Genomic DNA, 12,093 nt, shown 5'->3' with positions numbered 1-12,093 from the left:
ACTTTTGTTAAGGGACACTAGGCTATCGACAATAGATATTCTACCGGCTGCGCTTACTTCGACCGCACAAGGAGCGGAACAGCTCTATCGCGCCTTGCTGGAGCAGGGGGCGGCCCCGAACTTGCCCAGTGATATGCCGGAGAGGGACTGCCACGGCTTTAAGGTGGTTGAGCTTGCAGCGTTTTGGGAAGCCTAGAGTCCGGAAATATATCAGATTACTCAGGCAGAACTTGGCGGTAGCGAGTGAGTATTACCTGGAGTTGGAGTAGTCTATCAGCGCCTGAACACAACGGCGGAACAATTCAGCCGAGAAAAACCGGTGTTCGCCTGGCTGTTCTGCAACCAGTAGCTGGCCACCGGACTCTCTGATGCCTCCCTCAATCATCAGGTTGTCGCTCATCTCGAAGTCTTCAATGCTGTGGCCCAGTTCATCCCGGTCGGCTGAGCCCGCGCGTTCACGGTAGTGTCTGTGGTCCATTGTGAATCCGAAAGCTGCTTTGCCCTGGCCGATAATGTAGCCGACTTCGAACACCGTGCCCGGGTCCGCACTGATGCCTCGGAAGGGGGTGAGGTTGGCAATGACGGCGTCGCAACTGTCCATCAGTTCGCGGTTGGCCTGGTAGATCCGGTGGCCGCGCGCCGGTTTCGCTTCCTGGTCGGAAAACGTCAGGGCGGTGTCCAGTGGGTCTATGCCTTCATAGCCGGCTTCGCGCAGCAGGCGCTTTTTCTCGGCTACGATGGCGTTGTGTTCTTCGTGTGGGAAAAACACTTCCGGGCCGGCCAGGTAGATGCGTTTGGGTTTTGTCATGGCGAAGTCGTTTCCTGCTTCAGTCCTGGCAATTGCCCAAATCCAAACCGTATTGGACTGGCGATCAATGCTGAGAGGCTGGGTCGTATTCAATTGCTTCCAGTTTTACCCGAAAGCCACAGGCTGCTGCGTATTTGTTGAGCGTTCCCCAGCTTGGGTTGCTACGGCCTCTCTCAAGCCTCGAGATGTTGCTTTTGTTGGTTCCGAGCTTTTTCGCAACGTCTTCCTGAGTAAGGCCTGCTTTAGTCCTCATTGCGATCAACTGGTCGATCAGGCTGAATTCTTCCTGGAGGGCATCGTACTCCTGGTGAACTTCCGGATTTTCGAGTGCCTTTTGTCTGAACTGTTTGAAATTCATGATTTTTTGACCTCCTTTAAACGCTCTTTCGCGAGCTCTAGGTCTTTCTTCGGTATCTTTTGATCCTTTTTTACAAACACGTGCAGGATGATGATCCGTTTGCCCTGCATGTAGCAGAAGATTCCTCTACCTATTCCTTCTTTGGCTTTTGCTCGGATTTCAAACAGCTCACCACCTAAAGACTTTGTGTGCGGCTCTCCAAGGTTGGCCCCGTGCTTCTCCATCAATTCCATCAGCCGAATCATTCTGGCCTGAATCTTTGGCGGCATCTTAGCCAACTCTTCGCCTACTGAGTCGTAGAATTCAATCTCCCAATCCATGGGTGCTCCTTTGCCTTTTTGTTATCATATACGATAACTCTGAGCTTGAACACTATCTTGATAGCCGCCTCAACGAGCCTGAAGCTGTGCCACATAGGCGGTAATAAAAGCATTTTCCTGGAAGACTTTCAGGCCTGTGTCGGCAAAGCTGATGGGCACGGGGTTGGACGCCAGGGTGGATTTGATCAGGGCCGGAGGCACCAGGGTCACGTTCAGCTCAGAGTCGGCAATCAACTGGATGGCGGCTTCCATTTTGAAGCTGATGGCGCCACCGGCAAACTTGCCTTTTTGCATCCGCTCTTTTATCGCGACCGTGGCCACTCCGTATTCGGCCATCAACTCCGCAAAGGTGGCCTGAAACGTTTTCAGGTCGTCCCGGCTGTGGTTTTTCGGTAGCGACAGTTTGCGTACTTTGCAGTCGGGCAGGTTGAATTGGCCCCGGTCCATATTCAGCATACACACCACCGCATCGCTGCCGGTCAGTTCTACTCCGCATACAATCATAATAATGCCCCCTATGCCCCGGTTACTCTCAGCCGCAGCATTTCTTGAATTTGAGTCCGCTACCGCAAGTGCAGGCGTCGTTGCGGGAGGGAGATTTTGCTGTGGTGACTGTTCCCGTTTTATTCAGGATAGCCGTGAGCTCGTTGACGGATTCAACGGCGCCTTCGCGGTTATCAACGGAGATGGTTGCGTGAAGCTTCGCCGCGGCCACCTGGGCCTCAACTTCTTTCCTGCGTGCTTCACTGGTAACCACCAGCGTTAGTGGGTACTTCTTGCTGCCGCTCTTTTGGCTGGCGTTTGTCTGAAAGCCGCCGTAAGCCGTGTGGTGCTGGCGGGCATCTTGCCGACCTTTATAGAAAAATTTATCTGACATGCTGATATCCTGAAGGAGAGAATACCCAGGCGACGGCCGGGCGCAATCTTTTAGCACGCTTGCGGAAACAGTGATATAGGGAAAATCGGAAAAGACTAATCAAGGAAGCACCACGTGAATCAAAAAGGCTTACTCACCTCATGGAACGACGCCAAGGGTTTCGGTTTTATCACGCCAGAGAAAGGTGGCGAGCGTCTGTTTGCCCACATCAGCGCCTATCAGGGCCGGGGCAGGCCCTCGGCCAGCCGCAAGGTGGTCTACGCACAGACAAAAGATGAGAAGGGGCGGCTGAGGGCGTCCAGTTTCCAGTACGCTGGCGTGGCGAGACACAGCGTAGCGGTCGCCACGGGCGTTTGGTTTGCTCTGTTGATTGCCGCTGCAGTCGCAGGGGCGGTTTCTGTGTTGTACGTTCAGGGTTATGTGCCAGTGCTGTTGCCGGCGGCCTATGGCGTAATGAGTGTAGTGACCTTCTTGATGTATGCCGTCGACAAGGGGGCAGCTGAGAGCGGCAAGAGGCGTGTCCCTGAGGGGCGGTTGCATCTGTTTGAACTCCTGTGCGGTTGGCCGGGGGCACTGGTGGGCCAGCAATTCTTTCGTCATAAAACCCGAAAGACCTCGTACCAGGTGTCTTTCTGGTTCAATGTCGTCCTCAATCTCGCAGTGCTTTGCTGGTTGTTACTGTGGCCGGGCGCCGAGTTCGTCAGGCAGGCCCTGGAGATCAGGCCGGTTATGCTTCTAAGGTTTTGATGATGCAAAACGTCTGCTCGGACGACGAGCTCTCAACATTGCTGCAGTCCAACCCTGCGGTGCTGCTGCTATATGGCGGGGCAAGTTGTGGCGTCTGCCAGGCTATCAAGCCCCAACTGGAGCGCCTTTCCAGTGAACAATTCCCGAAGCTGGTTACTGCCTACATTGATTGCCAGGCATCAGCCGGTGCGCTGTGTGCGGCTCAGGGTATTTTCTCGCTGCCGGTGGTGCAGTTATGGTTTGAGGGGCAGCGATTTGCGGAATTCGCCAGGGTGTTTTCAATCGGCGAGGTGCGGGTAGCTCTGGAACGGCCATATGGGCTTTTGATCGAGTGCTGAGCCCTCTCTGTACTCGTGGCAGGACCCAAATCTCGCTGTGCGGATTGGCTACGGCTCGCAGATGCCCCTAACAAACACCAGCAGTTCATTATTGGCGGGCATTGCAAAATCGTCCCGGAGTTGCAGGCCAACGGCCTCGGCCAGCTCAGACAGGGCTTCAATATCTCGGATGCCCATGTGGGGTGCTTGGGATTTCAGCGACTGATCAAACGCCTTGTTGCTCTCGCTGGTGTACCCGCCCTTATGCTTGAACGGTCCGTACAGGCAGAACGCACCGTCTTTTTGAAGGCAGGCGCCGACACCTTGAAACATCTTTTCAACTTCCTCCCAGGCCATGATGTGAGCTGTGTTTGCTGAGAATGCCCATCGACAGGCGGACACAGGCCATGGCATTTGGTTTACGTCCAGCTCAAGGATTGGGAGGACGTTGGGCAAGGTGGCCTGTTGCAGTCGGGCAACGGCCAGGTGCGCCGCTCTGGGGTGGTCGGTGGGCTGCCATTTCAGGTGTGGCAGAGCCGCAGCGAAGTGCTCGGCGTGCTGGCCGGTGCCGGTTCCTATTTCCAGGACGGTACCTGGTGCCGTAAAGACGTCACGCAGTTTTTCCAGAATGGGGGCTTTGTTGTTTTCGCAAGCCTGGGAGTAAGGCAAGGGGGTGTTCATTTGAGCTCTCCTTCTTCAAGGTGGCACACAGCATGTTGCGTGGTCGGCGATGACTGGTTTTACCAAAGCGTGGCATTCAAGGGTAAACTACGGGACGTTTTATGTCTGACGAATCTCTGAAAAAGACCATAGGAAATCCAACATGCTAAAAGTGCGAACGCTGTCGCCTGTGCGATCGCCCATTAGTGCAGACAGCGAGCGTCGCGCTGCGGATACCCTGAAACAGATGGCGGAGGCTGGCTCCAGTGCCGGCGGATTGGTCAATCTGTTAGCTGAAACCGACACCCTCAGTAGCTTTGAATGGCCGTGGGCCAATGGCTACGGGACGCTTGAGCACGATAACCTGCCAGCGTTCTTCCAACCCTTCGCATGTTACTCGGTTGCGATGGGTGACGTGTCTTTGCCTTCTGATATCAGCCAACTATTGGTCAACAACGGAGGTGCGATCGAGTGCTGTCGTTTGTACCTTTACGATGACACAGTCGCCTTGCTCCAGCTGGATGTGGCCTTTGAAACCAGCGAATCAGGCCTTGGTGATCTGCTCCGAGGGCATAGCCTGGACGGCGCGCTTTCCAATCTGGCCAAACGGGTCTATGAGCACGCGGTATACCCGGCGTTTCACCAGTACGCACTCGGATTCCGCAAGAGCAGGCGATACAAAGCCTCCGGCGCGGTCTCGTACCTTCGAGATCCGAAGAAGCTTACGGTGTTTCGGGATGTTTCGTTCGATTCGCCGGAAGCGCCAGACACCTATGTGCTGTGGACAGGGCGATACGTGGTGACGCCTCCGAGCACCCTGAACGGTCCGCTTGGAGACAGTCTGCGACTTTGGGCGTCGTATACCGGATCAACGGAGGCTTTGTTGGAGGCCAGACAGTTTGTGGGCTCGGGCAACATCCTGGCGGTTGCGGACGATGCCGAGGCTCAGGCGGACAACTGGCTGCGCGGCCTGTCCGTCTGCCAGCTTTACAATGCCGTGTTGTCGATATACGGCGGTATCCTGAAGTCCAGTTATTCGGAGCTTAACGACTTTGCGGGCTCGCGACACCGCAGTAAAGATTTGCATCGGCTGATGGCCGACATTACGAAGACCTTGGACCATCTGGAATTCACTCGCCTTGAATTCAATGAGGCCATCATCGGGGTTCAGGCTGAGCGAGCCAAGGTGGTCAGAGCTGCGTATGCGGCCTGGAACCTCGGCGAGCTGATTGAGGGTTCCCTGGAGCGCACGAGCTTGATTCGCTCCAAGATCTCCCGCCTGCTGGAGGCACGAAAAAGCCAGCTTGATCGTTCGGTTGAATTGATTCTTGCCGGTATCGGTGGCGTTGCCGTTATTGATCTGTTTATTTCGTTGACGACTGCTTCCCGGAGCCTGGACCGTGATGATATTCCCGGAGTGCTGGATGTGTTTGAGTGGCTCCAGCCGGATGGTTCCATTGCGCTGTCGACGACCATTCTTGTGCTGATCTCGTTCTACATCTATCTCGCCAAGCGTTGATGAAAAGGAGTTTGCCATGTCGGGCAGTGAAAGAATTCGTTTTCTTGTAATTCTGTCAGCAGAACCGGGACAGATCCCTCGGGCGAGTGAGCAGATCGCCCGGGAGCTTTCCCGGAAGTTTGGCGGGGCGACGGTGATGGGAGGGGAGGATAGTTCCTGGCTCGCCGGTTACTGGGCTGAAGATGGCCATGCCTTCAAAGGCGAATACGATGGCGAGGTTCACAAGGAGTCCGTGTTCGCCGTCATGCTGATGGTGCTACCGGAAGACGAGGCCCGGGCCTTTGCTGAAATCCGGAATGCCGTGAGGCAAGCGGTGTCCGATTTTGGCCTGAACAGCCGCCACATTCATGTGGAGGTGAGTTCCGTGCGATCACGGCACTTCGATATTCAGGATCATGAGCCTGACTAAGTGTCTTCGAGCATGATCGCCCATGGCCACCTTCACGGCCAGGGCGTTCAACATCTCTGACCAAGGGCGGGGGTTACTCGGCCTCGACGGTTTCGTTCAGCAGTTCCGGCTTTTTCAGTGCCTTGGTGAACAATTCTTTTTCTTCCGCAATGGCCAGGGCGCACTGTTCTGCCAGTTCTTCAGACAGGCCGCCGACCTTACGTTGCAGGAAGGTGGTAATCTCTTCGGACAGTTCCAGAACCTTGTCTCGGGCATCGGCTTCTGCTTTGGACGAAAACAACATTTTGTCCGGGTTTTTCAGTGCCATGTCCAGTCCGTCCCTCTCCGAATAGTAGAGTGCTTTTACGCCCATGGTATGCCATCGCCTCCGGGGTAATGATGGTTGGTAAGACCGTTAATGAAATCGCAGCTTATCACGGGTAGTGTATATTTATACAGTATTTTGCTGCGTCATCCTGTCCTCTTTTGCTGTTCCAGCGCCGGACCCGGCCCCCGTATGATGGATTGTCAGACATCAGCTCCGGAGTCCTGAAATGAACGCCAGAACAGCCATAACCGGTACTCAACCCACGCCGTCTCCCAAAACCAGGGCGTCCCTTCCCGAAGTTCGTCAGCCGGATTTTGACCTGGCGGAAGACGTGCCCAAGTACTGGTGGGATAGTGATCCTGCCAAAACGCTGTTGCTGGCGGCCCTGTCTGCAAGTTTCCCGCCTGGTGAGCGGTTCTTTATTGACTCCGTGCGCCATTATCAGAAAGAGATTACAGACCCGGAGCTAAAGGCGGCGGTGCGAGCGTTCATCGGCCAGGAGGCGCACCACTCGAAGGAACACGAGGCCCTGAACGGATATATGCAGGGGCGCGGCATCAACCTCAAACGCCTTGAGCGCGAGGTGCTGTGGCTGATGAATGTGCTGCGCAAGCGCCTGAGTCCGGAGCGCCAATTGGCCCATACGGTGGCGGTGGAGCATTTCACGGCACTGATGGCAGAGGAATTCCTCCTGAAATATGACGCTTTGGAAGAGATGGACCCGCGTATGGCTCCCATCTGGGCCTGGCATGCGATTGAGGAATCCGAGCACAAGGCGGTGGCTTTCGACGTATACAAGACAATCGGAGGCAGCGAGTTTGTCCGGTTGACCGAGATGATGGTGGTTAGCGTGCTGTTCCCGGTCTCTAGCGGCATTCACCTGATTCAACTGATGAAAGAAGACGGCCAGTTGTTCAACCTGAAATCCTGGGCGAACGGTCTCAATTACATGTGGGGCAAGCCAGGTGTATTCCGCAAACTCCTGCCCTCTTACTTCAAGTACTACAGCCCCGGTTTTCATCCCTGGAATCACGATGCCCGTGATCTGGTGGAGAAAGCCAAACGGAAGTGGCTGGCGCCGGTGATGAAAAAGGCGGCTTGAGGGTCACCGCATTTGCTACCATGTCGGACTTTTCACTGGGTTGATGATCTAAGTCCGGCAACATGAATGCTCCTTTCCAGCTTCGGCCTTACCAGCAGGAAGCCGTCGACGCCACGCTGAACCACTTCCGTAAATCGGATGAATCTGCGGTCATTGTGCTGCCGACCGGTGCCGGCAAGAGCCTGGTGATTGCCGAGTTGGCTCGTCTTGCGCGCCGAAAGATTCTGGTCCTGACCCATGTGAAGGAACTGGTGGAGCAGAATCACGCCAAGTACCAGAGTTATGGTCTGTCGGGGGGGATCTTTGCGGCCGGGCTGAAACGCAAGGAGAAGCACCATCAGGTGACCTTTGCCAGTGTGCAGTCGGTGGCGGCGAATCTGGACCAGTTCCGGGATGAATACTCGCTGGTTATTATCGATGAGTGCCACCGGGTGAGTGGCGAGGAAACCAGCCAGTACCAGCGGATCATTGAGCTTTTACGGCAGCAGAATGACTCCCTGAAGGTGCTTGGGCTCACCGCCACTCCCTACCGCCTGGCCATGGGATGGATCTATCGTTACCACTACCGGGGTTTTTTTCGTGGTTCTGATGACGAACAGGACAAGCCTTTCCGGCACTGCATCTACGAACTGCCCCTGAGCTACATGATCAACCGTGGCTATCTCACCCGGCCTGAATTGGTCAACGCCGCCGTGGCCCAATACGATTTCTCCACGCTGACGCAGGACCGTTTTGGCGAATACGCCGAGAAAGACGTCAACCAGTTGTTGAGCAAACATCAGCGGGTGACACGTGCCATCATCGAACAGGTGATGGAGATGGCGGCCGAGCGCCAGGGGGTGATGATTTTCGCGGCGACAGTGCAGCACGCGCAGGAAATTGCCGGGTATTTGCCCGAGCAGGAAACCGCCCTGGTGACCGGTGTCACTGATCTGCGAGATCGGGACCAGCTGATCCAGTGCTTCAAGCAACGGCAGTTGAAGTATCTGGTGAATGTGTCAGTGCTGACGACCGGCTTTGATGCACCGCATGTGGATTTTATTGCCATTTTGCGGCCTACCCAGTCGGTGAGCCTGTATCAGCAGATCGTCGGCCGAGGCTTGCGGTTGGATGAGGGGAAATGGGATTGCCTGGTGATTGATTACGCGGGCAACCATGTCAACCTGCATCATCCGGAAGTTGGGGAGCCGAAGCCCAATCCTGACAGTGAACCGGTGCAGGTGTTCTGCCCGGGCTGCGGTTTTGCCAACATCTTCTGGGGCAAAACCGACAGCGACGGTCGTGTCGTTGAGCATTATGGCCGCCGGTGCCAGGGCCTGCTGGAATCCATAGAAGATGACGCTGGGCGGCCACAGCAATGCGACTACCGGTTCCGGTTCAAGGAATGTCCACATTGTGGTGGTGAGAACGACATCGCTGCCCGCAACTGCGGGCACTGCCACCAGGCGATTATCGACCCGGATGATCAACTGCGGGATGCCCTGAAGCTTAAGGATGCCATGGTCATCCGATGCGCCGGCATTTCTCTGGCGGGAGAAGGCCAAAAACTTCGGATTACCTACCACGGAGAAGACGGGGAGGAACTCCGGGAGTCTTTCGATTTCAGCAAGCCCGCCCAGCGCGCCGTGTTCAACAAGCTGTTTGGCCGACGGTTTGCCAATGGCCAGGCTCCGAAAGTCTTTGCCCGGGCAAATGAGGTGCTGGAGATGCAGGTGCTGTTACCCGCGCCGGATTTCGTGATTGCTCGCAAGCAGAAGCACTACTGGCAGGTGCAGGAGCGGGTTTTTGATTATCAGGGGCAGTATCGTAAGGCGTATTGACTGGCTAAACGATGCTCGGGTGGCGCATTGGATGCCATCTGGTCTATCGCCCTGTATGATTCGGATATAATCATCTGTCAGCTTTTAAGCGGTGTCTACTCGGATCATGTTGGCTACCTTTCAAACCACAGTGCTCGTGCTGCTACTACTTGTAGCGACGGCAGGGCATGCAAAGATCTACAAATGGGTAGATGAGCACGGCAAGGTGCACTTCAGCGACCGCCAGGACCATAGCGTTAAACAGGAAGTGGTTGACGTGAAGCCCAGGGCCTCCGAATGGTCGCGTTTTGAAATCCGCATTGAAACGGTTGATCTGGAGCTGACTGCCGAGGAAAACCAGCAGATTGTCGATGGCGTGAACCATGTTTACGAGTTTTACGACCACGTGCTGTCTTTCGATATGTACCGGACGGTTCCCGTTAATATTCTGATTTTCAAGGATATGGTCAGTTACCGGAACTACCTGATTCAACGGGACAGGGGCTGGCTGGTTGCATCCTACGGTTTGTACATGCCATCTGAGCATCAGATCGTGGTGTATATTCAGGAGGACAGGGAACGCACCTTCAGAACCATCAAGCATGAGGTCAGTCATGCGGTTGTAAATTCCATCGTCCCCTATGCTCCCGCCTGGTTGAACGAGGGGCTTGCCGAGCAGATGGAGATGCTGGAACGGGATGATTCCGGCTTGTATTTCGAGAGCCACCCGGAAAACCGATGGATTGTCGCTAAAGCCCGTGAGCAGGGGCGGTTAACCGGCATCGACCAATTCCTGAAACTGCCCAGCAATAAGTGGCGACACTCCGATATGTCTGGTAGCGGCAGCGTGCGTGCCCAGGCTGGCCAGTTTGTCTATTTCCTGCTTGCCAAGCCCACGCGCCGCAGTTTTCTGGTGCGGCTGATGCATAACTTCAACCGAGGTGACCGCACACTCTCGTATTACCTGGTAGACGACAACTACATCGGCGGGGTCAACATGCTGGGCCTGGACTGGCGACGCTGGCTGCATGCCCAGGGTGAGGGCTCGGTGCGGTTTGCGTTCTGACACTTTAGGCGGGGGCGTTGTTGTGAAGGTTTTCAAATCATTGGTGATTGCCGGAGTACTTGCGCTGTCGGGTTGCACCAACGTGATCGGGGACGTGCCCCGTTCCATTCATCTATCCTCGTCTGCCGGGCAGGAAGCAGGGGAGCTGTTGTCGGTTGCCCGCGATTTCTTCACCGGCTCGGGGTATCAGTGTCATGCCGATCAGCCTGCGGACAGCCTACGTTGCAGCCGACCACTCCGGGACCTGTACATTCATCAAACCACGGCAGTGGTCCGCATTTATTCAGACGATGACGCCACCCCTGAGGTGACACTGGTGGCAACGCGCTGGGATGAGGGGCTGATTCCCAGCGAGTTTATCTCGGACGAATTCCACAACCCGGATGTCGAGGCGTTTTGTGAGTACGTGAAGGCGCAGGCTTTGGGAGTGTGTCAAACCGAATCGAGCTAGGGCGTGCCTTTGTCAGGGGGGCAGAACCGAAAACCAATGGCGGCAACAATCGGATGGAAACCATTGGCGAAGTCGGTTTTACTCATCGCTACGACCATGATTAAAAGGGTGATGAGATGTCCCGCTCCCCGGAACAGGATAGCGATTGGATGACAGGCGTCGGCGACTCTGCGGCAGGGGAAAGTGCACGGGTGGCCAGGCTGGTCAGGGTGGCACAGCACATCGAGATGCACGCCGATGAAGCACTCACGCTCTCGAGCCTGGCGAAGGTGGCCGCTCTGTCACCGTCCCGTTTACAGAAGCAGTTCAAGGCGGCGTTTGGTGTCTCTCCAAAAGCCTATCAGGATGCCGTCCGCATGCGGCGCTTCAAGCAATCCCTGAAAGACGGGAGTAAAGTGACGGACGCGATATTCGCCTCCGGGTTTGGTTCGGTCAGTCGTGTCTACGGTGAAGCGAACCGTAGCATCGGTATGCCGCCCAGGGCCTATCGGGCCGGTGGTGCGGGTGAAGTCATCGTCTATGCCGGCCGAACCACCGCACTGGGGCTGATGATGATGGCGGCCACGGAGAGGGGTGTTTGCTTTGTGGAATTTGGTGACGATGAAGCGTCGCTGGTTGGCCGACTGAGGTCGGAATTTCCTAAGGCTGAGCTGACCGCCTCACCAGCCCGGAACGCCCCGGAACTTGATGCCTGGATGGAAGCCCTGGATCAGCATATCAGTGCGGGAGCCCCACGGCCGGATTTGCCGTTGGATATGCGAGGCACCGCGTTTCAGGTAAAAGTCTGGCAGTTTCTGTTGAGTATCCGCGAGGGCGATGTCCTGAGCTACAGCGAGGTGGCCGCGAGGATCGACAAGCCCAGGGCAGTTCGGGCTGTGGCCTCCGCTTGTGGCAAGAACCGGATTGGTGTGTTGATTCCCTGCCATCGTGTATTGCGAGGCGATGGCGGGCTTGGCGGTTATCGATGGGGATTGGAGCGAAAGCGGGCGTTGTTGGAGGCTGAGCGGAGGAGTCTTGTGCGTTAATAAACGACCCTGAAGCACTCCCCCGGCAATTATTTCCTGTTTCAGCTACACTGTTGCTTTGATATTGGCGAACAGGCCGATATCCAATCGGGGAAATCTCATGAGCAAGAAAGTCGTCAAAGTTGTTTTAACGTCTGCAGAGATTGAAGAGCAGACGGCTGCCTTTTTAAAGTCCGGTGGGCGCGTTGAGTATGTGGCTAAAGGTAAAAGTTCGCAGTTGACCTCGGCTGGCCCGAAGCAGATTAATCTGAAGAGTAATTAAGAGATTTTCAAACAAGGTAGCTTCGGCTGCCTTTTTCTTTATGTGCCACTCATATCGGTCGAACCA

Annotated in this window: 17 protein-coding genes and 1 pseudogene; 11 read left to right on the top strand and 7 right to left on the bottom strand. The window is 55.6% G+C overall.

From position 1 onward, the window contains the following. Positions 1-196 (top strand): annotated as a pseudogene (locus tag Q669_RS19910) (hypothetical protein); the annotation flags it as partial. Positions 197-250: 54 nt separating this feature from the next. Here Q669_RS19910 and Q669_RS14495 read toward each other — a convergent pair. The 5 genes from Q669_RS14495 to Q669_RS14475 form a co-directional block, all read right to left on the bottom strand. Beyond that, entirely contained in the window at positions 251-808 is a 558-nt protein-coding gene (locus Q669_RS14495; RefSeq protein WP_022992836.1) for a nucleoside 2-deoxyribosyltransferase, read from the bottom strand. A 64-nt stretch (positions 809-872) separates the two neighbouring features. Further along, positions 873-1,166: a helix-turn-helix domain-containing protein gene (locus tag Q669_RS14490; protein ID WP_022992835.1), complete on the bottom strand. Its 294-nt coding sequence runs from the start codon at positions 1,164-1,166 to the stop codon at positions 873-875. Next, positions 1,163-1,486, bottom strand: coding sequence for a type II toxin-antitoxin system RelE/ParE family toxin (locus tag Q669_RS14485; RefSeq protein ID WP_022992834.1), 324 nt, complete (start codon positions 1,484-1,486; stop codon positions 1,163-1,165). Before Q669_RS14485 ends, Q669_RS14490 begins: the two co-directional genes overlap by 4 nt. A gap of 69 nt (positions 1,487-1,555) precedes the next feature. Beyond that, positions 1,556-1,990, bottom strand: a complete 435-nt coding sequence (locus Q669_RS14480; RefSeq protein ID WP_022992833.1) for a DUF3010 family protein — start codon at positions 1,988-1,990, stop codon at positions 1,556-1,558. A gap of 28 nt (positions 1,991-2,018) precedes the next feature. Continuing rightward, complete coding sequence (locus tag Q669_RS14475) at positions 2,019-2,363, bottom strand: PBPRA1643 family SWIM/SEC-C metal-binding motif protein (RefSeq protein WP_022992832.1); 345 nt, start codon at positions 2,361-2,363, stop codon at positions 2,019-2,021. 114 nt (positions 2,364-2,477) lie between these two features. Here Q669_RS14475 and Q669_RS14470 point away from each other — a divergent pair, with 114 nt between their 5' ends. Both Q669_RS14470 and Q669_RS14465 read left to right on the top strand, forming a co-directional pair. Further along, positions 2,478-3,110 (top strand): DUF1294 domain-containing protein, encoded by a 633-nt coding sequence (locus Q669_RS14470; RefSeq protein ID WP_022992831.1) that lies wholly within the window; start codon positions 2,478-2,480, stop codon positions 3,108-3,110. After that, complete coding sequence (locus Q669_RS14465) at positions 3,110-3,448, top strand: thioredoxin family protein (protein WP_022992830.1); 339 nt, start codon at positions 3,110-3,112, stop codon at positions 3,446-3,448. Before Q669_RS14470 ends, Q669_RS14465 begins: the two co-directional genes overlap by 1 nt. A gap of 48 nt (positions 3,449-3,496) precedes the next feature. Here Q669_RS14465 and Q669_RS14460 read toward each other — a convergent pair whose 3' ends face one another. Next, a complete protein-coding gene (locus tag Q669_RS14460) occupies positions 3,497-4,108 on the bottom strand; it encodes a DUF938 domain-containing protein (protein ID WP_022992829.1) in 612 nt (203 codons plus the stop codon). A 142-nt stretch (positions 4,109-4,250) separates the two neighbouring features. On the opposite strand from Q669_RS14460, the gene Q669_RS14455 reads away from it, so the two are divergent. Further along, positions 4,251-5,606 carry a hypothetical protein gene (locus tag Q669_RS14455; protein WP_022992828.1) on the top strand — a complete coding sequence of 452 codons (1,356 nt, stop codon included), beginning with the start codon at positions 4,251-4,253 and terminating at the stop codon, positions 5,604-5,606. 16 nt (positions 5,607-5,622) lie between these two features. Further along, positions 5,623-6,015 (top strand): hypothetical protein, encoded by a 393-nt coding sequence (locus Q669_RS14450; protein ID WP_022992827.1) that lies wholly within the window; start codon positions 5,623-5,625, stop codon positions 6,013-6,015. A 73-nt stretch (positions 6,016-6,088) separates the two neighbouring features. Here Q669_RS14450 and Q669_RS14445 read toward each other — a convergent pair whose 3' ends face one another. Beyond that, entirely contained in the window at positions 6,089-6,367 is a 279-nt protein-coding gene (locus tag Q669_RS14445; RefSeq protein ID WP_022992826.1) for a YebG family protein, read from the bottom strand. Positions 6,368-6,548: 181 nt separating this feature from the next. Between Q669_RS14445 and Q669_RS14440 the strand changes: the two genes are divergently transcribed. The 6 genes from Q669_RS14440 (at position 6,549) to Q669_RS19745 (ending at position 12,027) form a co-directional block, all read left to right on the top strand. Beyond that, positions 6,549-7,424 carry a metal-dependent hydrolase gene (locus Q669_RS14440; protein ID WP_022992825.1) on the top strand — a complete coding sequence of 292 codons (876 nt, stop codon included), beginning with the start codon at positions 6,549-6,551 and terminating at the stop codon, positions 7,422-7,424. A gap of 62 nt (positions 7,425-7,486) precedes the next feature. Then, the gene (locus Q669_RS14435; RefSeq protein ID WP_022992824.1) at positions 7,487-9,244 is read left to right on the top strand and encodes a DEAD/DEAH box helicase; all 1,758 of its coding nucleotides are present in this window, start codon (positions 7,487-7,489) and stop codon (positions 9,242-9,244) included. 106 nt (positions 9,245-9,350) lie between these two features. Continuing rightward, positions 9,351-10,289: a DUF4124 domain-containing protein gene (locus Q669_RS14430; protein WP_022992823.1), complete on the top strand. Its 939-nt coding sequence runs from the start codon at positions 9,351-9,353 to the stop codon at positions 10,287-10,289. A gap of 22 nt (positions 10,290-10,311) precedes the next feature. Next, on the top strand, positions 10,312-10,740 hold the full coding sequence (locus Q669_RS14425; protein WP_022992822.1) for a hypothetical protein: 429 nt from the start codon (positions 10,312-10,314) through the stop codon (positions 10,738-10,740). A gap of 149 nt (positions 10,741-10,889) precedes the next feature. Then, a complete protein-coding gene (locus Q669_RS14420; protein ID WP_022992821.1) occupies positions 10,890-11,765 on the top strand; it encodes a bifunctional transcriptional activator/DNA repair enzyme AdaA in 876 nt (291 codons plus the stop codon). 100 nt (positions 11,766-11,865) lie between these two features. Beyond that, complete coding sequence (locus Q669_RS19745) at positions 11,866-12,027, top strand: hypothetical protein (RefSeq protein WP_022992820.1); 162 nt, start codon at positions 11,866-11,868, stop codon at positions 12,025-12,027. Positions 12,028-12,093 lie beyond the last annotated feature (66 nt).

This window comes from Marinobacter sp. C1S70 (assembly GCF_000475355.1).
Lineage (GTDB): Bacteria > Pseudomonadota > Gammaproteobacteria > Pseudomonadales > Oleiphilaceae > Marinobacter > Marinobacter nauticus.
Note: the sequence above shows the minus strand (reverse complement) of the source record. Positions and strands in the feature narration are given on the sequence as shown.

What these genes read in the sequence shown, in the direction of transcription:
- Q669_RS14495 (WP_022992836.1), bottom strand. Translation starts at nt 808, where the DNA reads ATGACAAAACCCAAACGCATCTACCTGGCCGGCCCGGAAGTGTTTTTC.
- Q669_RS14490 (WP_022992835.1), bottom strand. Translation starts at nt 1,166, where the DNA reads ATGAATTTCAAACAGTTCAGACAAAAGGCACTCGAAAATCCGGAAGTT.
- Q669_RS14485 (WP_022992834.1), bottom strand. Translation starts at nt 1,486, where the DNA reads ATGGATTGGGAGATTGAATTCTACGACTCAGTAGGCGAAGAGTTGGCT.
- Q669_RS14480 (WP_022992833.1), bottom strand. Translation starts at nt 1,990, where the DNA reads ATGATTGTATGCGGAGTAGAACTGACCGGCAGCGATGCGGTGGTGTGT.
- Q669_RS14475 (WP_022992832.1), bottom strand. Translation starts at nt 2,363, where the DNA reads ATGTCAGATAAATTTTTCTATAAAGGTCGGCAAGATGCCCGCCAGCAC.
- Q669_RS14465 (WP_022992830.1), top strand. Translation starts at nt 3,110, where the DNA reads ATGATGCAAAACGTCTGCTCGGACGACGAGCTCTCAACATTGCTGCAG.
- Q669_RS14460 (WP_022992829.1), bottom strand. Translation starts at nt 4,108, where the DNA reads ATGAACACCCCCTTGCCTTACTCCCAGGCTTGCGAAAACAACAAAGCC.
- Q669_RS14455 (WP_022992828.1), top strand. Translation starts at nt 4,251, where the DNA reads ATGCTAAAAGTGCGAACGCTGTCGCCTGTGCGATCGCCCATTAGTGCA.
- Q669_RS14450 (WP_022992827.1), top strand. Translation starts at nt 5,623, where the DNA reads ATGTCGGGCAGTGAAAGAATTCGTTTTCTTGTAATTCTGTCAGCAGAA.
- Q669_RS14445 (WP_022992826.1), bottom strand. Translation starts at nt 6,367, where the DNA reads ATGGGCGTAAAAGCACTCTACTATTCGGAGAGGGACGGACTGGACATG.
- Q669_RS14440 (WP_022992825.1), top strand. Translation starts at nt 6,549, where the DNA reads ATGAACGCCAGAACAGCCATAACCGGTACTCAACCCACGCCGTCTCCC.
- Q669_RS14435 (WP_022992824.1), top strand. Translation starts at nt 7,487, where the DNA reads ATGAATGCTCCTTTCCAGCTTCGGCCTTACCAGCAGGAAGCCGTCGAC.
- Q669_RS14430 (WP_022992823.1), top strand. Translation starts at nt 9,351, where the DNA reads ATGTTGGCTACCTTTCAAACCACAGTGCTCGTGCTGCTACTACTTGTA.
- Q669_RS14420 (WP_022992821.1), top strand. Translation starts at nt 10,890, where the DNA reads ATGACAGGCGTCGGCGACTCTGCGGCAGGGGAAAGTGCACGGGTGGCC.
- Q669_RS19745 (WP_022992820.1), top strand. Translation starts at nt 11,866, where the DNA reads ATGAGCAAGAAAGTCGTCAAAGTTGTTTTAACGTCTGCAGAGATTGAA.